The following is a 23,868-nucleotide window of genomic DNA, read 5'->3' as shown; positions in this document are numbered from 1 at the left end:
GGCGTTCGCCGGCTTTCGATCCTCCCCCGTTTTATCCCCTCGTCGCGACGGCCCTCTCCGGGTTTTCCCGATAACGCCCGCCTGCTTCCCGCTGCAATTCGTTACACCTTGATACGGTGCGACCCTCGCCCGTGGACGACACTCCTGTTGCGTCACCACGCATGACCACGGGACCAGAACGCGGCGCCGGAACGCCAAGTCTGCTCGCTCCCGAGCGTGGGATCCGGCCAGCGCCAACGTGCGAAGCCGGGTCGACATCGGAGAACAAAATGGACAACCAGAATCAAACCACCCCGCAAAAGCAACGCCTCCACCCGCTTATCGCGACTGCGGCAGGCGCCGTGATCGTCGCGAGCCTCGCGGCCACCGCAGCGATCACGGGCATCTTCCCGAAGGCCAACAGCAATAACGCGCAGAACGGCCAGACCCAGGCCGCGCTGATCGCGTCGCAGCCGGCCGTCGATACGGCCGCTGCAGCCAGCGCCGCGCTCGCCGCGCAGGCGCAGCAGCAGGCAGCCGAACAGGCCGCGCAGCAGAAGGCCGCTGCCGAGAAGGCTGCGGCAGCCCACGTCGAACCGAAGCCCGCGCCGCGCCCGGCAGCCACGCACCGCCGCCATACGCCGGCGCCGCAACCGCCGCAATACGCGCAGCAGCCGTCCGCGCCCGCGCAGCCGGCCTATTGCCAGACCTGCGGCACGGTCGTCGCGATCACGCAGACGCGTACGCCGGGTCAGAGTTCGGGGATCGGAGCGGTCGGCGGCGCAGCGGCCGGCGGCCTGCTCGGCAACCAGTTCGGTCACGGCAACGGCCGCACCGCGATGACGATCATCGGCGCGCTCGGCGGCGGTCTCGCCGGCAACCAGGTCGAGAAGCAGGTGCGCGCGGAAACCGACTACCAGGTACAGGTCCAGATGGAAAGCGGCGCGACGCGCACGTTCACGTACCACAACCCGCCGCCGTTCGGCCAGGGCCAGCGCGTGCGGATCGAGAACGGGACGCTGGTCGGCGCCTGACGCCTGACGCATCGCCGGACAGCCCTTGCGCCGCGCCGGAAACGAAAAAGGCTCGTGAAGCATCACGAGCCTTTTCTTTTTGCGGGAGCCTTGCCGGAGCCACATGGTGCGGGGCGCCAGCGCGAACCTCAGTCTTCGTCGTCGAAGTCGGATTCATCGATCCAGTGGGCCTGGATCGCTTCGAGGATCTTCTCGCCCGAGTGCGCCGGGTCGTCGGTGAAGCCATCCAGATCGATGACCCATTGGCGCAGGTCGACGAAATTGATCTTCTGCGGATCGACGTCCGGATGCTTGTCTGCCAGCGCGATGGCAATTTCGCGCGAATCGGTCCATTTCATGACTTGCTCTCCCGTGTACGCGGCGAGTCCGCCCCGCCGGTCCGTCAGTGATTTTCCTTCGCGTGGTTGATCGAGTACTTCGGGATCTCGACCACCAGGTCCGAATCTTCCTTCACGATTGCCTGGCACGACAGGCGCGACGTCGGCTCGAGGCCCCATGCCTTGTCGAGCAGGTCGTCTTCGTCCTCGTCGGACGGATCGAGATCGTTGAAGCCCTCGCGAATCACCACGTGGCAGGTCGTGCATGCGCACGACTTCTCGCATGCATGCTCGATCTCGATCCCGTTGTCGAGCAGGTTGTCGCAAATACTCTTGCCGGGCGTCGCGTCGATCACTGCGCCGTCCGGGCACAGTTCGACGTGAGGCAGCACCACCAGTTGAGGCATGTCCGTTCCGTCAGTCAGGGTGCGGCGGCTGGCGCCGCACGGTTCACTATCGCGCGGGCCGTCGCCGGCCCGCGTGCATTTCGTTCAGATCTCGTCGAGCCGTCGGCCCGACAGTGCGCGCTTGATGCTCTTGTCCATCCGACGCGCCGCGAATTCGTCGGTGCCGTCGGCCAGCGTCTTGGTTGCGGTTTCGATCGCGTCCGTGTCGTCGCTCTGCGCGATCGTGCGCAGCGCCGCGACGAGCGCGTCGACCTGCGCGCGTTCGGCGTCATCGAGCAATTCGCCGTCGGTCGCCAACGCCGCCTGCGTCGCCTCGATCATCCGCTCGGCCTCGACCTGCGCTTCGCGCAGCGCGCGTGCCCGCATGTCGATCTCGGCGGTCTTGAAGCTGTCCTCGAGCATCTTCGCGATGTCGTCGTCAGCGAGGCCGTACGACGGCTTCACGACGACCGACGCCTCGACGCCCGAATGTTGCTCGCGCGCGAACACCGACAGCAACCCGTCCGCATCGACCTGGTAAGTCACGCGGATGCGCGCCGCACCGGCCGTCATCGGCGGGATGCCGCGCAGCTCGAAGCGCGCGAGCGACCGGCAGTCGGCGACGAGCTCGCGCTCGCCTTGCACGACGTGGATCGCCATCGCGGTCTGGCCATCCTTGAAGGTCGTGAATTCCTGCGCACGCGCGATCGGAATCGTCGAATTGCGCGGAATGATCTTCTCGACGAGACCGCCCATCGTCTCGACACCGAGCGACAGCGGGATCACGTCGAGCAGCAGCCAGTCGTCGCCGCTGCCGCGATTGCCGGCGAGCAGGTCGGCCTGGATCGCCGCGCCAAGCGCGACGACCTGGTCGGGATCGAGATTGACGAGCGGCGGCTGGCCGAAATGCTTCGCGACCGCCTCGCGGATCACCGGCATGCGCGTCGCGCCGCCGACCAGCACGACACCCTTGATGTCGGCCGGCGTTACCTGCGCGTCGCGCAATGCCTTGCGGGTCGGCGTCAGCGTACGCTGCACGAGCGGCTCGACGAGCGCGGCGAACGTGTCGTGCGAGATCGTCTGCTCGAGCCGGGCACCATTCGACAGCGTCACGTCGAGCGACGCCTGCGGCGCGGACGACAGCGCTTCCTTCAGCACGCGCACGCGATCGAGCAGCAGGCGCACGTCCTCGGGCGCAAGCACCTTCGCATCGATGCCGGCATGCGCGAGCACGTGGCCGAACAGCGCGTGGTCGAAATCGTCGCCGCCGAGCGCGGAATCACCGCCCGCGGCCAGCACTTCGAACACGCCCTTGGTCAGCTTCAGGATCGACAGGTCGAACGTGCCGCCGCCGAGGTCGTACACCGCGTAGAGGCCTTCGGCCGCGTTGTCGAGACCATAGGCGATCGCGGCCGCGGTCGGTTCGTTCAGCAGGCGCAGCACGTTGATGCCCGCGAGACGCGCGGCGTCCTTCGTCGCCTGGCGCTGCGCGTCATCGAAGTATGCGGGCACCGTGATCACCGCGCCGACCAGTTCGTCGCCGAGCGTGTCTTCCGCGCGGTAACGCAGCGTCGCGAGAATCTCGGCCGACACTTCGACCGGGCTCTTCACGCCGTCGATCGTGCGGATCTGCACCATGCCCGGTGCATCGACGAATTCGTAAGGCGCGTTCGCCGCGCCTTCGACCTCGGCCTTGCCGCGGCCCATGAAGCGCTTGACCGACACGATCGTGTTGCGCGGATCGGTCGCGGCCTGCTCCTTCGCTTCGTGACCGATGCGGCGGCCGCCCTTCTCCAGATAACGGACCACCGACGGCAGCAGTACGCGGCCCGCCTCGTCCGGCAGCACTTCGGGCACGCTGTTGCGCACGGCCGCAACGAGCGAGTTCGTCGTGCCGAGATCGATCCCGACAGCGAGTCGCCGCTGGTGCGGCGCCGGCGCCATGCCCGGTTCGGAAATTTGCAGTAAAGCCATCTTGGTTCGTTCGGGCGCTCGGCCCGTTTGCTGCGCGTGCCGCGAGGCACGCGGTTAAGTTTCCAGGCGCTCGATCTGCGCGCCCACTTCCGACGCGACCCGTTCGATGAACATCAGCTGGCGCACGGCTTCGGCGGCGGCCTGGTCGGCTGCGCTGTCGAGCAGCGTGCCGAGGCGCTCGAGGCGCACGCGCTTTTCGTCGCGCAATTCGGCGAGCAGCGCATCGAGCGCATCGACGTTGCGGGCGGCAGCGGCATCCTCGATGCCTTCGCGCCACTCCATCTGCTGCATCAGGAACGCGGGCTCCATCGCGGTGTTGTTTTCGGCACCGATGTCGACGCCGCGCAGCGACAGCAGATAGGTCGCGCGTTTCAGCGGATCGCGCAACGTGCGGTAGGCTTCGTTCGCACGGGTCGCCCATTGCATCGCGATGCGCTTTTGCGCGTCGCCGGCCGCCGCGAAGCGGTCCGGGTGGACCTGCGTCTGCACGGTGCGATACGCGCTGTCGAGCGCAGCCTCGTCGAGCGCGAATTGCGCCGGCAGGTGAAACAGATCGAAGTGGCTGTCTTTCAGCGAAACCATCGTCGCGTTCAATTCCGGTTCGTCGCACGGCAAACGCCGCACATTAAAAAGGCGGCTCGTGCCGCCTCTTGCCCGCATCGCGCGGATACCCGCGTCACACGCGGAACGATTCGCCGCAACCGCACTCGTCCTTCACGTTCGGGTTGTTGAACTTGAACCCTTCGTTCAGGCCTTCGCGTGCAAAGTCGAGCTCGGTGCCGTCGATGTACGCGAGGCTTTTCGGGTCGACGACGACCTTCACGCCATGGCTCTCGAACACCTGATCCTCGGGGGCCAGCTCGTCGACATACTCGAGCTTGTACGCGAGCCCCGAGCACCCGGTCGTGCGAACGCCAAGCCGCAGGCCCACACCCTTGCCGCGACGGACGAGGTACTTCTGGACGTGCTGTGCTGCTTTTTCGGTCAGTGTAATTGCCATGATGTCCTTGCCGCGGCGCGCCGCCCGGGCCCGCCGCGTTCCTTCACAAGCCGCTCGATGGCGCTCAGGCCGCTGCCTGATCGCCTTCCTTCGTGTCGTGGCGCTTCTTGTAGTCGGCCACGGCTGCCTTGATCGCGTCTTCCGCGAGAATCGAGCAGTGAATCTTCACCGGCGGCAGGGCCAGCTCTTCGGCGATCTGCGTGTTCTTGATCGACAGCGCCTCGTCGAGGGTCTTGCCCTTCACCCATTCGGTCACGAGCGAGCTCGACGCGATCGCCGAACCGCAGCCGTACGTCTTGAACTTCGCGTCTTCGATCACGCCGTCCGCGCCGACGCGGATCTGCAGCTTCATCACGTCGCCGCAGGCCGGCGCGCCGACCATGCCCGTGCCGACCGCGTCGTCGTCTTTCGCGAACGAACCGACGTTACGCGGGTTTTCGTAGTGATCCAGAACCTTGTTGCTGTATGACATGACTCAGACTCCTTGACTCGTTACGTCTGCGTGCGCAAATCCGCCCGCGAATGTATTCAATGCGGTGTTCAGTGTGCAGCCCATTCGATCGTCGACAGATCGATGCCTTCCTGGTGCATTTCCCAGAGCGGCGACAGTTCGCGTAGCTTCGCGATCTTGCTGTTCAGGAGTGCGATCACGAAGTCGACTTCCTGCTCCGTCGTGAAGCGGCCGACCGTGAAACGGATCGAGCTGTGCGCGAGTTCGTCGTTGCGGCCGAGCGCACGCAGCACGTACGACGGCTCCAGCGAGGCCGACGTGCACGCCGAGCCCGACGACACCGCGACGTCCTTGATCGCCATGATCAGTGACTCGCCTTCGACGAAGTTGAAACTGATGTTCAGGTTGTGCGGGACACGGTGCTCCATGTCGCCGTTCACGTACGTTTCCTCGATCTGCGACAGGCCGCGCAGCAGCTTGTCGCGCAGCATGCGGATGCGCTCGTTCTCGGTCGCCATTTCTTCACGCGCGATGCGGAACGCTTCACCCATGCCGACGATCTGATGCGTCGCCAGCGTGCCCGAACGCATCCCGCGCTCGTGGCCGCCGCCGTGCATCTGCGCTTCGATACGCACCCGCGGCTTGCGGCGCACGTACAGCGCGCCGATGCCCTTCGGGCCGTAGGTCTTGTGTGCCGAGAACGACATCAGGTCGACCTTCAGCTTCGCGAGGTCGATCTCGACCTTGCCGGTCGACTGTGCGGCGTCGACGTGGAACACGATGCCCTTCTCGCGGCAGATTTCACCGATCGTCTCGATGTCCTGGATCACGCCGATCTCGTTGTTCACGTGCATCACCGACACGAGGATCGTGCCCGGGCGCAGCGCGGCCTTGAACACGTCGAGGTCGATCAGGCCGTCTTCCTTCACGTCGAGATAGGTGACTTCGAAGCCGTCGCGCTCGAGCTCGCGGCAGGTGTCGAGCACAGCCTTGTGCTCGGTCTTCACCGTGATGATGTGCTTGCCCTTGCCCTTGTAGAAGTTCGCGGCACCCTTGATGGCGAGGTTGTCCGATTCCGTCGCGCCGGACGTCCAGATGATCTCGCGCGGATCCGCGTTCACGAGCGCAGCCACCTGCTCGCGCGCTTCCTCGACCGCGCGTTCCGCGTCCCAGCCGTATGCGTGGCTGCGCGACGCCGGGTTGCCGAACTGCTCGCGCAGATACGGCACCATCTTGTCGACCACGCGCGGGTCGACCGGCGTCGTCGCGCTGTAATCCATGTAGATGGGCAGGTGGAGAGTCTCTTGGGTCATCTGTCGCTCCGGGAATTCTGTGCAGGGACTATGTGCGTTATGGGGTGTGCGGCGCGTTCGCGCTCACGAACTCGCGATGTTGAACACCGAATTGGGACCGAGCGGCATCGTGCGCACCGGTTCGGCCGGTGCCGCGACGGGCTCCGGCGTGCGCCGGTCGCGCAGCACCGCGGGTGCGCCCTCGCGTGCGCGCTGCTGATCGACGAGATCCTGCAGCGATACCGAATCGAGGTATTCGACCATTTTCTGGTTCAGGGTCGACCACAGCTCGTGCGTCATGCAATGGCCGTCGGGCTGCTTCGAGCCGTCGCACGTGCCTTTGCCGCCGCACTGCGTGGCGTCGAGCGGTTCATCGACCGCGATGATGATGTCGGCGACGGTGACGTCCTGCGCGCGGCGCGCGAGGTTGTAGCCGCCGCCCGGGCCGCGCACGGATTCGACGATTTCATGCCTGCGCAGCTTGCCGAACAGCTGTTCGAGATACGAGAGCGAAATCCGCTGGCGCTGGCTGATGCCTGCAAGCGTCACCGGGCCCTGCTCCTGGCGCAGTGCCAAGTCAATCATCGCCGTGACGGCGAAACGGCCTTTGGTGGTGAGTCTCATGGTGTCTAGGGGACTGCAATCTTGACGATTTTGGTCAAGTATAAATATTTGACGATTTTAGTCAAGTATCCATGTCTTCGACAGGGTATTCGCAGATCGCTGAATACCTCGCCGCGATCAGTGTGCGGCACCGCTGCGGAGGGTATCGAGCAGGCCCGCGCACGCGCGCTCGACCTGGTCGAGCACCTGTTCGAAGCCCCGCGCGCCGCCGAAATAAGGATCCGCCACTTCGATCTCGGTCGCGCCCGGCGCGAATTCCATCAGGAGGCGCACCTTGTCGCGATGCTCGGGCGGGCAGCGCCGCCGCAATTCCGCGAAATTGGCCTCGTCCATCGCCAGCAGCAGATCGAACCGCTCGAAATCCACCGCGCTCACTTGCCGCGCCCGCAGCGCCGACAGGTCGTAGCCGCGCGTACGCGCCGCCGCCTGCGCGCGCGTGTCGGGCGGCTCGCCGACGTGCCAGTCGCCCGTCCCGGCCGAATCGATCGCGATCCAGTCGGCCAGCCCGGCCGCGTCGACCTGGTGGCGCATCACGCCTTCCGCCGTGGGCGAACGGCAGATGTTGCCGAGACAGACGAAACAGATCGCAACGCGGGACATCGCACTCTCGAAAAGCCGCGGTGAACCGCGTGGAAGAACATCGCGCCATTATACAAAGGCGCCCGGAATCGCGCCGCCGCGCAAAGCGACGGCGGCGTGACTTACAGCGCCTTGGGTGCGGCGAGCGCGACGTCGCCGGATACGGCCGGCAACGGCTTCGCCGCGTCGCCAACCAGCCCGAACGACACCGCGCGCGCGAGTTCGGCCGATGCCTGATGAACGGCAATCGGGCCACGCGACGGCGCGTCGGCCATCGCGTGCAAATAAGCGACCGCGGCGAGCGGGACGACGATTGCCAGCGGCCAGTACATCGATATTGTCTTTCTCATGATGCGGCTCCTTGACCTCATGCCCCGAAACCCGATTCCGGGGACTACAGGCAGGATTCTATAGACCGCACCTATCGAGATAAATACATGAATAGCGAACGCACTGTTGTCGCTCGATGAACAGTGGTCAGCCGAGGTGGCTTTGGGATGCCGCGTACAGCTCGCGGAACGTGCGCCCGGTCGGCGTCGGCATGTCGCGCGTGTCCATCCAGCCGCCCATCATTGGCAGGCGCCGCAGCGTGCCGCCATTGCCGCCCAGCCGCTCGAGGATGCGCACCGCGAGCTTGGTCGTCAGCGCATACAGCATCGGCCGGCGCGCGACGAAGCCCCACGCGGCGAGCGCGGCGCGCTCGCGCCACGGCCGCAGATGCCGCTCGACCTGTTTCTCGCGCAGCGTACGCAGCAAGTGCGACAACGGGATCCCGGCCGGGCACACGCTGTCGCATTCGCCGCACAGCGTCGCGGCCTGCGGCAAGTCGAGCGCTTGGTCGATCCCCACGTAGCTCGGTGTCAGCACCGAGCCCATCGGGCCCGGATAGACCCATCCGTACGCGTGCCCGCCGACCTTCTGATATACCGGGCAGTGGTTCATGCATGCGCCGCAGCGAATGCAACGCAGCATCTCCTGGAATTCGCCGCCGATCAGTCCCGTCCGACCGCCGTCGACGAGCACCACGTAGTTGTGCTCCGGGCCGTCCTCGTCGCCGAGGCCGCGCGGCCCGGTGAGCAGCGAGAAATAGTTCGAGGTCTTCTGCCCGGTCGCCGAGCGCGGCAGCAGACGCATCGCGGTCGCGAGATCCTCGAGCGTCGGCAGCACCTTCTCGATGCCCGTCACCGCGACATGCACGCGCGGCATCACCGTGCACATCCCTTCGTTGCCTTCGTTCGTGACGACCGCGACCGACCCCGTCTCGGCGATCACGAAGTTGCCGCCCGTCACCCCCATGTCGGCCGACAGGAAATGCGGGCGCAGCACCTCACGCGCCTCGCGCGTCATGTCGGGGATCTCGGTCAGCCGCTCGCGGTGGTGCGTGCGCGCGAACAGGTCCGCGATCTCGTCCTTGTCCTTGTGCACGACGGGCGCGATGATGTGGCTCGGCGGCTCGTTGTCGTTGATCTGCAGGATGTATTCGCCCAGGTCCGTCTCGATCGACTGCACTCCCATCTCGGCGAGCACCGCGTTCAGGCGCATTTCCTCGGACACCATCGACTTCGTCTTGATGACCTTCTTCACGTCGTGGCGTCGCGCGATGTCGGCGACGAGCCGCGCGGCGTCGGCGGTCGTTTCCGCGAACAGCACCGTCGTGCCGCGCCGCGTCGCCTCGCGTTCGAACGCCTCGAGCCACACGTCGAGATTCTCCAGTGCACGGTTGCGGCGCGCCTTCAGCGCGGCGCGCGTCGCCTGGAAGTCGATCTCGGTCATCGCGTCGGCGCGTGCGGACACGAACTTCGTCGACAGCTTCTTCAGGTTCTGCTGCAGGCGCTGGTCGGCCAGCTTCTGGCCGGCACGGGCCTTGAAATGCATCGATTGGACTTGCATCGCGGTATCGGGGAAAAGTGAGCGGAACCGGGTGTCAGACGTCGCCCGCCAGCACCTGCGCGACGTGCAGCACGCGCGTGTCGCGGTCGCCCGTGCGGCGCAACCGCCCTTCGATGTTCAGCATGCAGCCGAGATCGCCGAGCACGACGGCGCCCGCGCCGGATGCGCGGACATTCGCGCATTTCTCGTCCGCGATGGCCGCCGAAATGTCGCCGTACTTGACCGCGAACGTGCCGCCGAAGCCGCAGCAGTGCTCGCAATCCTTCATCTCGGTGACGGCCACGCCGCGCTGCGCGAGCAGCGCGCGCGGCTGCGCCTTCACGCCGAGCTCGCGCAGGCCCGAGCACGAGTCGTGATAGGTGACCGGCCCCGTGAATTCGCCGGGCGCAAGCGTCACCTTCGCGACGTTCGCAAGGAAATCGGTCAGTTCATAGACTTTCTGCTGAAATCGCGCATAGCGCCCCATCAGTTCGGGGTCGTCGCGGAACAGGTCGCCGTAGTGCGTGCGGATCATGCCGCCGCACGAGCCCGACGGCGCGACGACGTAGTCGAACTGCTCGAACTCGCGCAGCGTCTTTTCGGCGAGATCGCGTGCGAGCGCGCGATCGCCCGAGTTGTAGGCCGGCTGGCCACAGCAGGTTTGCGCGGGCGGCACGAATACCTCGTATCCGGCTTCGCGAATCAGTTTCAGCGCGGAAAAACCGATTTCCGGACGCATCAGGTCGACCAGGCAGGTCACGAACAAACCGACTCGCATATGCGCTCCTTCGAGAAAACGGCTCTCATTATCCGCCGTTTGGCCGGCGAGACCAACGCCGGCGCGTAAGCAAGCGCGCACGGCCGGAAACGAGGACTTCCTCGAACGGCGTTCGCTTTTTTCACGATACGAGATACAATCGACGCAACACCGCTTGATGCGTCAACCGATTCCCCCCCCCGACATGAGCCAACCCACCCCGGATTCCAAAACGTCGATCCAGGTGATCGAACGCATGATGCGGCTGCTGGACGCGCTCGCCGCGCACAGCGACCCCGTCAGCCTGAAGGAGCTTGCGCAGCGCACCGAACTTCATCCGTCGACCGCGCACCGTATCCTCAACGACATGGTGACCTGCCGCCTGGTCGACCGCTCCGACCCCGGCACCTACCGGCTCGGCATGAGGCTACTCGAGCTCGGCAACCTCGTGAAGGCGCGCCTGTCGGTACGCGACGCCGCGCTGATGCCGATGCGCGAACTGCACCGCCTGACCGGCCAGACCGTGAACCTGTCGGTACGCCAGGGCGACGAAATCGTCTATATCGAGCGCGCGTATTCGGAGCGCTCGGGGATGCAGGTCGTCCGCGCGATCGGCGGCCGCGCGCCGCTGCACCTGACATCGGTCGGCAAGCTGTTTCTCGCGGTCGACGAAACGTCGCGCGTGCGCGCCTACGCGACGCGCACCGGGCTGTCCGGCCATACGCAGAACAGCATTACCGACATCGCGAAGCTCGAGCGCGAACTGACGCTCGTGCGCCAGCAATCGTGCGCGCGCGACAACGAGGAACTGGAGCTGGGCGTGCGCTGTATCGCGGCCGGCATCTACGACGACTCGGGCAAGCTCGTCGCGGGCCTGTCGCTGTCGGCACCGGCCGATCGCCTGCAGGACGCGTGGCTCGGCCAGTTGAGCCGCACCGCCCTCACCATTTCGGAATCGCTCGGCTACCGGCCGGAGCCCACGAAGGACGCCGAAGGGCTGCAACGGCACGCATGACCCGCACCGCCCGCCGTTCGACGGCCGGACGAAAAAAAGCCCCGCGATTGCGGGGCTTTTCGTTTGCGGCGACGGCACGGCGGCGAACCGCCGTGGCGCGATCAGGTACCGCCGTTCGCCGTATTGGCCGCCGTCAGGCGCTCGCCGCCGCCGGCGTCGAGCCAGTTGCGCAGGCGCGCCGCGTCGGCGAAGCGCGAGTACTTGCCGAACGAATCCAGCAACACCATCACCATCGGCCGGCCGTGGATAGTCGCCTGCATCACGAGACATTCGCCGGCCTCGTTGATGAAGCCCGTTTTCTGCAGGCCGATGTCCCACGAGCCGTTGCCGCGGATCAGCGCGTTCGTGCTGTTGTAGATCAGGTTGCGCTTGCCCGTATTGACTTCGTACGTGCGATCGGTCGAGAACTGGCGAATCATCGGGTACTGGTACGCCGCATTGACCATCTTCACGAGGTCGCGCGCGCTCGACACGTTCGAGCTCGACAGGCCCGTCGAATTCTCGAAGTGCGTGTCGTTCATGCCGAGCGACTTCGCCTTCGCGTTCATCGCGGCGATGAACGCCGGACGGCCGCCCGGGTAGTAGCGCGACAGCGCGGCAGCGGCACGGTTTTCCGACGCCATCAGCGCGATGTGCAGCATGTCCTCGCGCGACAGGACCGAGCCGACCGACAGGCGCGAGCCCGTGCCTTTCTCGTAGTCGCGGTCTTCGTCGGTGACTTCGATCTGGTCGGTCATCGGCGACTTCGAGTCGAGCACGACCATCGCCGTCATCAGCTTCGAGATCGACGCGATCGGCACGACAGCGTGCGAATTCTTGTCGAACAACGGCTCGCCGGTGTTCTGGTCGACGACGTACGCGACGCTCGAGCGCAGCGCGAGCGCGTCCGGCGTGTCGTGCAGGCCGAATGCCTGGCCGACCGTCGGGCGACGCGGCTGGAACGCGACCTTGCGCACCGCACCACGGTGGCCGTGTACGTTCGACGCGAGCGTCGCGCGCTTGCGCGTGGCCTTCGGCGCATCGGCCGCGACGTTGGCGGATTTCGCGGAGGCGGCCTTCACCGTCTTCTTCTTCGCCGAGGAAGTGGAAGCGGCTTTCTTGGCGGCCTGGTGGGTCTTCGCAGTGGCGGCAAAGGCGTCAGCGGGTGCGACGGACGCAGCGGTCGCCAGCAAGGCGACGGCGACCGACACAGCCGTGCCGAGCGTCATGCTCTGCAACAATCTGCGCGGTGAAAACGATTCGGCTTTCATTGGGGTCTGGACAAAGCGGGCGGGAGTTTCCGCAAGTGTAGTTAAAGCTGAAAAAAAGAGCAATATTAGGCACTTACCGATCGTCGTTAAACCGGAATGTAAGAGTTGACCAACGACGAGTCGATCAACCCTCCCGCTCCCATCGAAAAAATTGATGAGATGCGCTGCCCGACAGCACCCGTCTCCCGATTACCACGCGGTTAATTGAGATAACGTCACTTTGGCGACGAAATAAAGCGGGGAAAGTACGTATCCGGCGCTCGGTGTGCCAGCGGCACCGGTGTCGACCGCGGCGGCGGCACGTCGCCACGGCACGCGCATTGAAACGGCGCGCTTTTCGACAGGAGCAGAAGCATAACGTTCCACATGCCTGTCAGGTTTACCTGTGCATGATCATTGTGCGCCGCGCCTTCCCCAGCCAGGTGCGCACCATGTGGGAACACGCCTGAAACCGATTCCGAATCGTCATGATAACTCGTTGTTTTATCGATAATTTGTCGCGATTGTGCAACGCACAAAAAATACTTGACAAGCGTTTTCTCTGCCCTAAAATACGACTCATTGCTGCGTTGCACAAAGCACGCGGCTCCGAGGTTCCCCAGCGTAGTGCCCCTTACCCCTGCGATCGACGCGATCGCTTTTCAGGAGCTTGACATGTCCTTGCTGACCCCCGAGCAAATCGCCGCCGCACAGAAAGCCAACCTCGAAAGCCTGTTCGGTCTGACGACCAAGGCGTTCGAAGGCGTCGAAAAGCTGATCGAACTCAACCTGCAGGTCGTGAAGTCGTCGCTGGCGGAAAGCCAGGAAAACGCGCAGCGCCTGCTGTCGGTGAAGGACGCACAGGAACTGATCGCGCTGCAAGCGAGCCTGTCGCAGCCGGTCGCGGAAAAGGTGCTCTCGTACAGCCGTCACCTGTATGAAATCGCCTCGTCGACGCAAGCCGAGTTCGCGAAGGTTGCCGAAGCGCAATTCGACGAGCAGAACAAGAAGGTCCAGGCACTCGTCGACAACGTCGCGAAGAACGCCCCGGCCGGTTCGGAAACGGCTGTCGCCGCACTGAAGTCGGCACTGAACGCAGCGAACACGACGTACGAAACGGTCCAGAAGGCTGCCAAGCAAGCCGTCGAGATCGCCGAAACGAACTTCAACGCGGCTGCCGCTGTCGCGACGAAGGCTGCGAGCGCTGCTGCATCGCGCCGTTCGAGCAAGCCGGCCGCGTAAGCGTCCCCTGCTCCTGAAAAAGCCGCGCACTGCGCGGCTTTTTTCGTTTCCGGCGTCGGAACATCGGGGCATCCGGTCGTCGCCGTTGCGGTGGTGCATTTGCCGTCTGCTGCGGGCAAAAGAAAACGCCGCCGTCCGGATATCCCGGGCGGCGGCGTTTTTCGTGGCCGGCACGAGGCCGACACAAGGCCGGCCATGCCGGTCGCGTTACTTCTTGCGTTGCGGCGGCAGGTCCGTGCAGACGCCTTCGTACAGCTCGGCGGCCATGCCGACCGATTCGCCGAGCGTCGGGTGCGGATGGATCGTCTTGCCGATGTCTTCCGCGTCCGCGCCCATCTCGACGGCGAGGCACACTTCGCTGATCAGGTCGCCCGCGTTCAGGCCGACGATGCCGCCGCCGATCACGCGATGGGTTTCCTCGTCGAAGATCAGCTTCGTGAAGCCTTCGTCGCGGCCGTTCGCGATCGCGCGACCCGATGCGGCCCACGGGAACACGGCCTTGCCGTACTTGATGCCTTCGGCCTTGCACTGGTCTTCCGTCTTGCCGGCCCAGGCCACTTCCGGATCCGTGTACGCCACCGACGGGATTTGCAGCGCATCGAAGTACGCCTTCTCGCCGTGCGCGGCTTCCGCTGCGACGTGGCCTTCATGCACGGCCTTGTGCGCGAGCATCGGCTGACCGACGACGTCGCCGATCGCGAAGATGTGCGGGACGTTCGTGCGCATCTGCTTGTCGACTTCGATGAAGCCGCGATCCGTGACGGCGACACCGGCCTTGTCGGCGCCGATCTTCTTGCCGTTCGGGCTGCGGCCCACCGCGACGAGCACGAGGTCGTAGCGCTGCGCTTCCGCCGGCGCCTTCTCGCCCTCGAACTTGACGTAGATGCCGTCTTCCTTCGCTTCCGCGCCGACCGTCTTGGTCTTCAGCATCACGTTGCCGAAGCGCTTCGCGTTGTACTTTTCCCAGACCTTCACGAGATCGCGGTCCGCGCCCATCATCAGGCCGTCCATCATTTCGACCACATCGATCTCGGCGCCGAGCGTCGCGTACACCGTTGCCATTTCGAGGCCGATGATGCCGCCGCCGATCACGAGCATGCGCTTGGGCAGCTGGCGCAGTTCGAGCGCGCCCGTCGAATCGACGACGCGCGGGTCTTCCGGCATGAACGGCAGCTTCACTGCCTGCGAGCCGGCGGCGATGATCGCCTGCTTGAACTTGACGACCTTCTTGCCGTTTTCGCCCTGTACTTCCATGTGATACGGATCGACGAATGCGCCGACGCCCGTGACCACTTCGACCTTGCGCGCCTTCGCCATGCCGGCGAGGCCCGTCGTCAGCTTCTTGACGACGCCGCCCTTGAAGTCGCGCAGCTTGTCGAGATCCACTTCCGGCTTGCCGAACGTGATGCCGTGCGACGCCAGCGCCGCGGCTTCGTCGATGACGAGTGCCGTGTGCAGCAGCGCCTTCGACGGGATGCAACCGACGTTCAGGCACACGCCGCCGAGGGTCGAGTAGCGTTCGACCAGCACCGTCTTCATGCCGAGGTCGGCTGAGCGGAACGCGGCCGAGTAGCCGCCGGGGCCGGCGCCGAGCACGAGCATGTCGCACTCGATGTCGGCGGCACCTGCGTAGCTGCCGGCTTGCGGCGCGGGTGCAGGAGCGGCTGCGGGTGCAGCGGCCGGGGCCGGTGCTGCGGCCTTCGCGGGTTCGGCTGCTTTCGCGGGGGCGGCGGCGCCGGCCGTTGCTTCGACGATGGCGATGACCGTGCCTTGCGAGACTTTCTCGCCGGCCTTGACCTTGACTTCCTTGACCGTGCCGGCGACGTCGCTGGGCACTTCCATGGAGGCTTTGTCCGATTCGAGCGTGATGAGCGTTTGCTCTTTTTCGATCACGTCGCCCGGCTTCACGTTGACTTCGATGACATCGACGCCGCTGAAATCGCCGATATCCGGAACCTTGACTTCGATGAGACTCATTACTGTCCCCTTCTTGATTAGCTGCAGACAGAGAGGGAGCTGCTCGCGGAAGAACTACGGCCTGGCGAGAGAACGCGCACATGGGCAGGACCACCTTTGCCGTCCGCCCAAGGACGCGCCTTTCTTTTGGTTACTTTTCTTTGGAAGACAAAGAAAAGTGACCGCCGCCCCGCGCAGGGGCGACGCTAGCAGACCGTCAAGAAAGCCAGTTCAACGACGAGGCATGGATAACCGACAAAAAACCCACGCCCCGCGAGCAAACTCCCCGCTCATCAAAGAATGATGCGACGGAAATCGGCAAGCAACGCACCGAGATACGCATTGAACCGCGCGGCTTCCGCGCCATCGATGACACGATGGTCATACGACAGCGACAGCGGCAGCGTCAGACGCGGCACGAACTGCTTGCCGTCCCACACCGGCTTCATCTGGCCGCGCGACAACCCGAGGATCGCGACTTCCGGCGCGTTGATGATCGGCGTGAAGTTGGTGCCGCCGATCCCGCCGAGCGACGAGATCGAGAAGCAGCCGCCCTGCATCTGGTCCGGCTTGAGCTTGCCGTCGCGCGCGGCCTTCGACAGATCGGCCATTTCCTTCGCGATGTCGACGAGGCCCTTTTTGTCCGCGTCGCGGATCACCGGCACGACGAGACCGTTCGGCGTGTCCGCGGCGAAACCGATGTGGTAGTACTGCTTGAACACCAGGTTGTCGCCGTCGAGGCTTGCGTTGAAGGTCGGGAACTTCTTCAGCGCGGCGACGACCGCCTTGATCACGAATGCGAGCATCGTGAATTTCACACCGGCCTTCTCGTGCTCCTTGTTCAGTTGCACGCGCAGCGCTTCGAGCTCGGTGATGTCCGCTTCGTCGTTGTTCGTGACGTGCGGGATCATCACCCAGTTGCGATGCAGGTTCGCGCCCGAGATCTTCTTGATGCGCGACAGCGGCTTCGCCTCGAACGGGCCGAACTTCGAGAAGTCGACCTTCGGCCACGGCAGCAGGTTCAGCTCGCCGCCGCCTGCCGGCGCGGCTGCTGCGCCCGGCGCTGCGCGCTGGCCCGTCATCACGCCCTTCACGAAGCCCGTGATGTCGTCCTTCGTGATACGGCCCTTCGGACCGCTACCCTGCACGCGTGCGACTTCGACGCCGAGTTCGCGCGCGAACTTGCGCACGGACGGCGATGCGTGGCTCGCGCGATACTCGCCCGACGGTGCGGCGGCCGGCGCGGCAGCAGCCGGAGCCGGCGCAGCCTTCGCGGGTGCCGGTGCGGCGGCGGGCGCCGGCGCGGCAGCGGCCGGTGCCGGTGCCGGTGCCGGTGCGCTCGCTTGCGGCGCTGCGCCGGCGGCGTCGAGCAGCACGATCAGCGTGCCTTCCGACACCGAATCGCCCACCTTGACCTTGATTTCCTTCACGACGCCGGCGGCCGGGCTCGGCACGTCCATCGTCGCCTTGTCCGATTCGAGCGTGACGAGCGATTGCTCCTTCTCGACCGTGTCGCCGACCTTCACGCCGATCTCGATCACCGGGACGTCCTTGTAGTCGCCGATGTCGGGTACCTTCACCTCGAGCGTGCCACCCGCAGCAGCGGGTGCGGCAGCCGGCGCTGCTGCAGCCGGTGCCGGCGCTGCCGCCTGTGCGGGAGCTGCTGCCGGTGCGGCCGCGCCGTTCACCTGCGCCGCGGCACCGCCTTCGAGCAGGATGATCAACGAGCCTTCCGACACGGAATCGCCCACCTTGATCTTCACTTCCTTGACCGTGCCGGCTGCCGGGCTCGGGACGTCCATCGTCGCCTTGTCCGATTCGAGCGTGACGAGCGACTGCTCGGGCTCGACCGTGTCGCCCACCTTCACGAGCACCTCGATGACGGGCACGTCCTTGTAATCGCCGATATCCGGCACCTTCACTTCGATCGCTTGACTCATCTTTTTGTGTCTCCATGGCCGCGCGCGCCCCTCCCGGAAGCGGCGCGCGGCATCACACGGCGCGTGTGCGTTAAACGGTCATCGGGTTGGGCTTCGACGGATCGAGGTTGTACTTGGCAATCGCATCCGCGACCACCTTGCGCTCGATCGTGCCTTCGTCGGCCAGCGCGTTCAGCGCGGCGACGGTGACCCAGTGACGGTCGACTTCGAAGAAGTGACGCAGCTTCTCGCGGGTGTCCGAACGACCGAAACCGTCCGTGCCCAGCACGACGAAGCGGCGATCGACCTGACCGCGGATCTGGTCGACCAGCGCGCGCACGTAGTCGGTCGATGCGATGACCGGACCCTGCGTGTCCTTCAGGCACTTCTGCACGTGCGACAGGCGACGCTCCTCGGTCGGATGGAGCAGATTCCAGCGCTCGACTTCGTGGCCTTCACGCGCGAGTTCGGTGAAGCTCGGCACGCTCCACAGGTCGGCCGCGACGCCCCAGTCGTTCTTCAGCAGGTCGGCAGCAGCGATCACTTCGTTGAAGATCGTGCCTGCGCCGAGCAGCTGCACGCGCGGCGCCTTCTGGTCGGCGTCGGCCTTCTTGAACGCGTACATACCCTTGATGATGTCGGCCGCCACGTACTCGCCCTGCGGAATCGCCGGGTGCTCGTAGTTCTCGTTCATCACCGTGATGTAGTAGTACACGTCTTCCTGTTCCTGCACCATGCGGCGCAGACCGTCCTGGATGATCACCGCGAGTTCGTAGCCGAACGTCGGGTCGTAGCTCACGCAGTTCGGCACCGATGCCGCCCACAGGAGCGAGTGACCGTCTTCGTGCTGCAGGCCTTCGCCGTTCAGCGTCGTGCGGCCCGCGGTGCCGCCGAGCAGGAAGCCGCGCGAGCGCATGTCGCCCGCCGCCCATGCCAGGTCGCCGATCCGCTGGAAGCCGAACATCGAATAGAAGATGTAGAACGGCACCATGATCTCGCCGTGCGTCGAATACGACGTCGCCGCCGCGATCCAGTCGCACATGCCGCCCGCTTCGTTGATGCCTTCCTGCAGGATCTGGCCGGTTTCCGATTCCTTGTAGAACATCAGCTGGTCGGAATCTTCCGGCACGTACTTCTGGCCTTCCTGGTTCCAGATACCGATCTGGCGGAACAGGCCTTCCATGCCGAACGTACGCGATTCGTCCGGGACGATCGGCACGACGCGCTTGCCCAGCGCCTTGTCCTTCAGCAGGATGTTCAGGATCCGCACGAACGCCATCGTCGTCGAGATCTCGCGGCCTTCGCCCGTGCCCTTCAGCAGCGGCTCGAATGCGTCGAGCGCCGGTACCGGCAGCGACGTCGCCTTCTCGCGGCGGTGCGGCAGGTAGCCGCCGAGGTCCATGCGCTTCTGGCGCATGTATTCGAGTTCCTTCGAGCCTTCCTCGAACTTCAGGTACGGCACGTCGGCGATCTGCTCGTCGGTAATCGGCAGGCGGAACTGGTCACGGAACTTCTTCAGTTGCTCGACCGGCAGCTTCTTCTGCTGGTGCGTGATGTTCATCGCCTGGCCCGACTCGCCCATCCCGTAGCCCTTGATGGTCTTCGCGAGGATGACGGTCGGCGCGCCCTTCGTGTTGCTGGCTTCGTGGAACGCCGCGTAGATCTTGTGCGGATCGTGGCCGCCGCGGTTCAGCGCCCAGATGTCGTCGTCCGACCAGTCGGCGACCAGCGCCTTCAGCTCGGGCGAGTTGAAGAAGTGCTCGCGAACGTACGCGCCCGACTCCGACTTGTACGTCTGGTATTCACCGTCGACGCATTCCATCATGCGGCGCATCAGCGCGCCCGTCTTGTCGCGTGCGAACAGCGCATCCCAGCGGCTGCCCCAGATGACCTTGATCACGTTCCAGCCGGCACCGCGGAATTCCGATTCCAGTTCCTGGATGATCTTGCCGTTGCCGCGCACCGGGCCATCGAGACGCTGCAGGTTGCAGTTGATCACGAACACGAGGTTGTCGAGCTTCTCGCGGCTCGCCATGCCGATCGCGCCGAGCGATTCCGGCTCGTCCGTCTCGCCGTCGCCGAGGAACGCCCAGACCTTGCGGCCGGCGGTCTTCGCGATGCCGCGTGATTCCAGGTACTTCATGAAGCGCGCCTGGTAGATCGCCATGATCGGGCCGAGACCCATCGACACGGTCGGGAACTGCCAGAAGTCCGGCATCAGCCACGGGTGCGGGTACGACGAAATGCCGTTGCCGTCGACTTCCTGGCGGAAGTTGTCGAGCTGCTCTTCCTTCAGGCGGCCGAGCAGGAACGCGCGCGAATACACGCCCGGCGACGAGTGACCCTGAACGAACACGAGATCGCCGCCGTGCTGGTCGGACGCCGCGTGCCAGAAGTGGTTGTAGCCGACGTCATAGAGCGTCGCGGCCGACGCGAACGATGCGATGTGACCGCCGACGTTCGTATCCTTGCCTGCGCGCAGCACCATCGCCAGCGCATTCCAGCGCGTGTACGAACGGATGCGGTGCTCGATATCCTGGTCGCCAGGAATCTTCGCCTGGGCTTCGACCGGGATCGTGTTGATGTACGGGGTGTTGGCAGAGAACGGGAGGTGTTCGCCGTGCATGCGGGCGAATTCGATCTGCTTTTCGATCAGGTAGTGCGCGCGGCCAGTGCCCACGGAGGAGATCACGCCGTCGAGCGACTCGAGCCATTCAACGGTTTCTTGCGGGTCGTCGTCACGATCGGCGGCGACATATTTCATCACTTCGTTCGGTACAGCGGACATTCTCGTCTCCTGGGTCCTGGAATGTGAGGATCGCTCTTGTGCAGACGCCGCGACGCGGCCGGCTGCGGGCAAGCTCCGACGGATTGTAATGAGCGTGTACGACCACGCGCAACAAAATTTTCGAATTATGAGATCTTTTCTCGCAATGCGGAATATTGCTGCGCTGCACCCTCGCTTCGGGCCTCTCCGGCACGCGCCGCAAGGACAAATCCGTTTCCGTTCAACATATCCGGTATGGGTTTTCCATGTATTGCGCTGCGCTACAATCCTGCCATGTTGACCGATCGGCTTTTCGCACGCTCGGCGCGACCGTCGGGCCCGCCGGCGGAGTCGCAGCCGTCCCGCTGGCACCACGGACCGTGGTGGTCCAACTCCTATTTGCTGACGCCGCTGCTGTCGATCCTCGTGTTCCTCGTGGTGATGAGCCTGATTCTATGGAGCCTCAATCGCCGCGAACAGCAGCAGCAGGAAGACACCCTGTTCCGTAACGTCGCGTGGGCGCAGCAGCAGATCCGCCTGTCGATGACGGGCGCGCAGGAGCAGTTGCAGGCGCTGTCGCGCGATCTCGCGTCCGGCCGCCTCGACCAGAATGCATTCCAGATGGCCGTCGCGGACGTGATGCAGACGCATCCGGAAATCCTCTACCTGAACTGGTACACCGCGCCCGGCGTGCAGCGCTGGCCGACCGTGCACCCGCCGCTGCTCGGCCAGCGGCTCGCGAAGCCCGGCGACGCGCAGATGGAGGACGCCGTGCGCGGCGCGTACGACGAAGCGCGCAGCACGCGCCGCCAGGCCTATTCGCCGCTGATCTACGACGACTTCGGCAACGGCTTCATCACGCTGCAGACGCCCGTGATGCGCGGCGACCGCGAATATCTCGGCTCGATCGCCGCGGTGTTCTCGGTCGAAGGGATCCTGAAGCACGACATCCCGCAGGAGCTGTCGTCGAAGTACAAGATCTCGATCACCGACTCGAACAACCGCGAGCTGTCGTCCACGTCGACGCGCCCGCGCCTGCCGCGCGACTCCCACTACGACCTGCCGCTCGATCCGCCCGGCCAGGGGCTCACCGTGCGCGTGTACGCATTCCCGCAGCTCACGAACCTGACCAACAATACGCTCGTGTGGCTCGTCGCCGGACTGTCGTGCTTCGTGCTGTGGAGCCTCTGGAGCCTGTGGAAGCACACGCGCCAGCGTTTCGAGGCGCAGCAGGCGCTGTACGCGGAAGCGTTCTTCCGCCGCGCGATGGAAAACTCGGTGCTGATCGGCATGCGCGTGCTCGACATGCACGGCCGCATCACGCACGTGAACCCCGCGTTCTGCCGGATGACGGGCTGGGACGAAACCGACCTCGTCGGCAAGGTCGCGCCGTTCCCGTACTGGCCGCGCGACGCCTACCCGGAAATGCAGCGCCAGCTCGACATGACCCTGCGTGGCAAGGCGCCGAGCTCGGGCTTCGAGTTGCGCGTGCGGCGCAAGAACGGCACGCTGTTCCATGCGCGCCTCTACGTGTCGCCGCTGATCGACAGCTCGGGCCGCCAGACCGGCTGGATGTCGTCGATGACCGACATCACCGAGCCGAAGCGCGCTCGCGAGGAACTCGCGGCCGCGCACGAGCGCTTCACGACGGTGCTCGAAAGCCTCGACGCCGCCGTGTCGGTGCTCGCCGCCGACGAAGCCGAGCTGCTGTTCGCGAACCGCTACTACCGCCACCTGTTCGGCATCCGTCCGGACGGCCACCTCGAGCTGTCCGGCGGCGGCTTCGACCGCGCGCAGGCGTCATCCGACTCGATCGACATGGTCGACGCGTTCGCGGGCCTGCCGGCCGCCGCGCTGACGAGCAGCACGGCCGATGCGCAGGAGGTGTACGTCGAGAGCATCCAGAAGTGGTTCGAGGTGCGCCGCCAGTACATCCAGTGGGTGGACGGCCACCTCGCGCAGATGCAGATCGCGACCGACATCACGACCCGCAAGAAGGCGCAGGAACTCGCGCACCAGCAGGAAGAGAAGCTGCAGTTCACGAGCCGATTGATGACGATGGGTGAAATGGCGTCGTCGATTGCACACGAATTGAATCAGCCGCTCGCCGCGATCAACAACTACTGCTCGGGCACGCTCGCGCTCGTCAAGAGCGGCCGCGGCACGCCCGAGACGCTGCAGCCCGCGCTGGAAAAGACCGCACAGCAGGCGCTGCGCGCGGGGATGATCGTCAAGCGGATCCGCGAATTCGTGAAGCGCAGCGAGCCGAAGCGCCAGCCGGCGCGCGTCGCGGACATCGTCGCCGACGCCGTCGGGCTCGCCGAAATCGAGGCCAGGAAGCGCAGAATCCGGATCGTCACGGAAATCCTCGCAAGAATGCCTATTATTTATGTCGACCCCGTGCTGATCGAGCAGGTGCTGATGAACCTGCTGAAGAACGCGGCCGAGGCGATGGCCGACGTGAAGCCGGCGTCGGCGGACGGCGTGATCCGCGTGGTCGCCGACATCGACGCGGGTTTCGTCGACATCCGCGTGATCGACCAGGGCCCGGGCGTCGACGAAGCGACCGCCGAGCGCCTGTTCGAACCGTTTTACAGCACCAAGTCCGATGGCATGGGCATGGGGCTGAACATCTGCCGTTCGATCATCGAATCGCATCGGGGGCGTCTGTGGGTGGTCAACAACGTCGAGCCGGATGGCCGCATTTCCGGCGCGACGTTCCACTGCAGCCTGCCCATTGGGGAACCCGCTGATCTCGGCCAAGGGGGGCGCGAGGTATCGGCATCACATACCGTTACGGGAGAACTATGAATAGCCCTGTCACCACCACTCAGGAAACTGTCTTCGTCGTCGACGACGACGAAGCCGTACGGGACTCGCTGCGCTGGCTGCTGGAGGCGAACGGCTATCGCGTGCAATGCTTCTCGAGCGCGGAGCAGTTCCTCGATGCCTATCAGCCGGCGCAGCAGGCCGGCCAGATCGCCTGCCTGATCCTCGACGTGCGGATGTCGGGCATGAGCGGTCTCGAGTTGCAGGAGCGCCTGATCGCGGACAACGCCGCGCTGCCGATCATCTTCGTCACGGGCCACGGCGACGTGCCGATGGCGGTGTCGACGATGAAAAAGGGTGCGATGGACTTTATCGAGAAACCGTTCGACGAGGCCGAGCTGCGCAAGCTCGTCGAGCGGATGCTCGACAAGGCCCGAAGCGAAAGCAAGAGCGTCCAGGAACAGCGCGCTGCGAGCGAGCGTCTGTCGAAGCTGACCGCGCGCGAGCAGCAGGTGCTCGAGCGGATCATCGCCGGCCGGCTGAACAAGCAGATCGCCGACGATCTCGGGATCAGCATCAAGACGGTCGAAGCTCACCGCGCGAACATCATGGAAAAGCTCAACGTCAATACGGTCGCCGACCTGCTGCGCCTCGCCCTGTCGAAGAAGCAGGCCTGAACGTTGCGCGGTCGCGGGGCACCTGCCCCGCC

The 23,868-nt window shown here is 65.2% G+C and carries 21 protein-coding genes; 5 read left to right on the top strand and 16 right to left on the bottom strand.

Annotation, left to right across the window (positions count from 1 at the left end; all coding sequences use genetic code 11):
- Positions 1–269 precede the first annotated feature (269 nt).
- Positions 270–1,013 (top strand): glycine zipper 2TM domain-containing protein, encoded by a 744-nt coding sequence (locus WS66_RS18715; RefSeq protein WP_059608403.1) that lies wholly within the window; start codon positions 270–272, stop codon positions 1,011–1,013.
- Between the two features lie 128 nt (positions 1,014–1,141).
- Here the strand turns inward: WS66_RS18715 and iscX are convergent, their stop codons facing one another.
- From iscX to WS66_RS18655, 12 genes are all read right to left on the bottom strand, one after another.
- Positions 1,142–1,351 (bottom strand): Fe-S cluster assembly protein IscX, encoded by a 210-nt coding sequence (gene iscX / locus WS66_RS18710; protein ID WP_059608404.1) that lies wholly within the window; start codon positions 1,349–1,351, stop codon positions 1,142–1,144.
- A 44-nt stretch (positions 1,352–1,395) separates the two neighbouring features.
- Positions 1,396–1,737 carry an ISC system 2Fe-2S type ferredoxin gene (gene fdx / locus WS66_RS18705; protein WP_059464189.1) on the bottom strand — a complete coding sequence of 114 codons (342 nt, stop codon included), beginning with the start codon at positions 1,735–1,737 and terminating at the stop codon, positions 1,396–1,398.
- Positions 1,738–1,821: 84 nt separating this feature from the next.
- Positions 1,822–3,690 carry a Fe-S protein assembly chaperone HscA gene (gene hscA / locus WS66_RS18700; RefSeq protein ID WP_059608405.1) on the bottom strand — a complete coding sequence of 623 codons (1,869 nt, stop codon included), beginning with the start codon at positions 3,688–3,690 and terminating at the stop codon, positions 1,822–1,824.
- Between the two features lie 54 nt (positions 3,691–3,744).
- On the bottom strand, positions 3,745–4,272 hold the full coding sequence (hscB, locus tag WS66_RS18695) for a Fe-S protein assembly co-chaperone HscB (protein ID WP_034176899.1): 528 nt from the start codon (positions 4,270–4,272) through the stop codon (positions 3,745–3,747).
- A 94-nt stretch (positions 4,273–4,366) separates the two neighbouring features.
- A complete protein-coding gene (iscA, locus tag WS66_RS18690; RefSeq protein WP_011885413.1) occupies positions 4,367–4,690 on the bottom strand; it encodes an iron-sulfur cluster assembly protein IscA in 324 nt (107 codons plus the stop codon).
- A 64-nt stretch (positions 4,691–4,754) separates the two neighbouring features.
- Positions 4,755–5,162, bottom strand: coding sequence for a Fe-S cluster assembly scaffold IscU (gene iscU / locus WS66_RS18685; RefSeq protein WP_009691729.1), 408 nt, complete (start codon positions 5,160–5,162; stop codon positions 4,755–4,757).
- A gap of 68 nt (positions 5,163–5,230) precedes the next feature.
- A complete protein-coding gene (locus tag WS66_RS18680; RefSeq protein WP_059608406.1) occupies positions 5,231–6,454 on the bottom strand; it encodes an IscS subfamily cysteine desulfurase in 1,224 nt (407 codons plus the stop codon).
- Between the two features lie 63 nt (positions 6,455–6,517).
- Positions 6,518–7,057 carry a Fe-S cluster assembly transcriptional regulator IscR gene (gene iscR / locus WS66_RS18675; protein ID WP_009691731.1) on the bottom strand — a complete coding sequence of 180 codons (540 nt, stop codon included), beginning with the start codon at positions 7,055–7,057 and terminating at the stop codon, positions 6,518–6,520.
- Positions 7,058–7,174: 117 nt separating this feature from the next.
- Positions 7,175–7,657, bottom strand: coding sequence for a low molecular weight protein-tyrosine-phosphatase (locus tag WS66_RS18670; protein WP_059608407.1), 483 nt, complete (start codon positions 7,655–7,657; stop codon positions 7,175–7,177).
- A 101-nt stretch (positions 7,658–7,758) separates the two neighbouring features.
- Positions 7,759–7,986, bottom strand: a complete 228-nt coding sequence (locus tag WS66_RS18665; protein ID WP_059608408.1) for a hypothetical protein — start codon at positions 7,984–7,986, stop codon at positions 7,759–7,761.
- Between the two features lie 127 nt (positions 7,987–8,113).
- On the bottom strand, positions 8,114–9,526 hold the full coding sequence (locus WS66_RS18660) for a lactate utilization protein B (RefSeq protein ID WP_059608409.1): 1,413 nt from the start codon (positions 9,524–9,526) through the stop codon (positions 8,114–8,116).
- Between the two features lie 34 nt (positions 9,527–9,560).
- On the bottom strand, positions 9,561–10,283 hold the full coding sequence (locus tag WS66_RS18655; RefSeq protein ID WP_059535864.1) for a (Fe-S)-binding protein: 723 nt from the start codon (positions 10,281–10,283) through the stop codon (positions 9,561–9,563).
- A gap of 184 nt (positions 10,284–10,467) precedes the next feature.
- On the opposite strand from WS66_RS18655, the gene WS66_RS18650 reads away from it, so the two are divergent.
- Positions 10,468–11,277 carry an IclR family transcriptional regulator gene (locus WS66_RS18650; protein ID WP_059608410.1) on the top strand — a complete coding sequence of 270 codons (810 nt, stop codon included), beginning with the start codon at positions 10,468–10,470 and terminating at the stop codon, positions 11,275–11,277.
- 101 nt (positions 11,278–11,378) lie between these two features.
- Here the strand turns inward: WS66_RS18650 and pbpG are convergent, their stop codons facing one another.
- A complete protein-coding gene (gene pbpG, locus WS66_RS18645; RefSeq protein WP_059608411.1) occupies positions 11,379–12,527 on the bottom strand; it encodes a D-alanyl-D-alanine endopeptidase in 1,149 nt (382 codons plus the stop codon).
- Positions 12,528–13,181: 654 nt separating this feature from the next.
- Here pbpG and WS66_RS18640 point away from each other — a divergent pair.
- Complete coding sequence (locus WS66_RS18640; RefSeq protein ID WP_059608412.1) at positions 13,182–13,748, top strand: phasin family protein; 567 nt, start codon at positions 13,182–13,184, stop codon at positions 13,746–13,748.
- Between the two features lie 207 nt (positions 13,749–13,955).
- Here the strand turns inward: WS66_RS18640 and lpdA are convergent, their stop codons facing one another.
- The 3 genes from lpdA to aceE all read right to left on the bottom strand — a co-directional run bounded on the left by lpdA (position 13,956) and on the right by aceE (position 20,411).
- Positions 13,956–15,725 (bottom strand): dihydrolipoyl dehydrogenase, encoded by a 1,770-nt coding sequence (gene lpdA, locus WS66_RS18635; protein WP_059608413.1) that lies wholly within the window; start codon positions 15,723–15,725, stop codon positions 13,956–13,958.
- A gap of 272 nt (positions 15,726–15,997) precedes the next feature.
- Positions 15,998–17,644, bottom strand: coding sequence for a dihydrolipoyllysine-residue acetyltransferase (gene aceF, locus WS66_RS18625; RefSeq protein ID WP_059608414.1), 1,647 nt, complete (start codon positions 17,642–17,644; stop codon positions 15,998–16,000).
- A gap of 70 nt (positions 17,645–17,714) precedes the next feature.
- Positions 17,715–20,411, bottom strand: coding sequence for a pyruvate dehydrogenase (acetyl-transferring), homodimeric type (gene aceE, locus WS66_RS18620; protein WP_059608415.1), 2,697 nt, complete (start codon positions 20,409–20,411; stop codon positions 17,715–17,717).
- A gap of 273 nt (positions 20,412–20,684) precedes the next feature.
- Between aceE and fixL the strand changes: the two genes are divergently transcribed.
- Both fixL and fixJ read left to right on the top strand, forming a co-directional pair.
- Positions 20,685–23,201 (top strand): oxygen sensor histidine kinase FixL, encoded by a 2,517-nt coding sequence (fixL, locus tag WS66_RS18615; RefSeq protein WP_059608416.1) that lies wholly within the window; start codon positions 20,685–20,687, stop codon positions 23,199–23,201.
- Positions 23,198–23,836, top strand: a complete 639-nt coding sequence (gene fixJ / locus WS66_RS18610; RefSeq protein WP_006493245.1) for an oxygen response regulator transcription factor FixJ — start codon at positions 23,198–23,200, stop codon at positions 23,834–23,836. The genes fixL and fixJ overlap by 4 nt, the downstream gene beginning before the upstream one ends.
- The last annotated feature ends 32 nt before the right edge of the window (positions 23,837–23,868 follow it).

Origin of the sequence: Burkholderia sp. LA-2-3-30-S1-D2, assembly GCF_001523915.2 — a bacterium.
Classification (GTDB): domain Bacteria; phylum Pseudomonadota; class Gammaproteobacteria; order Burkholderiales; family Burkholderiaceae; genus Burkholderia; species Burkholderia diffusa.
The sequence above is the reverse complement of the archived record's forward strand: the minus strand, read 5'-3'. Positions and strand labels throughout refer to the sequence as shown.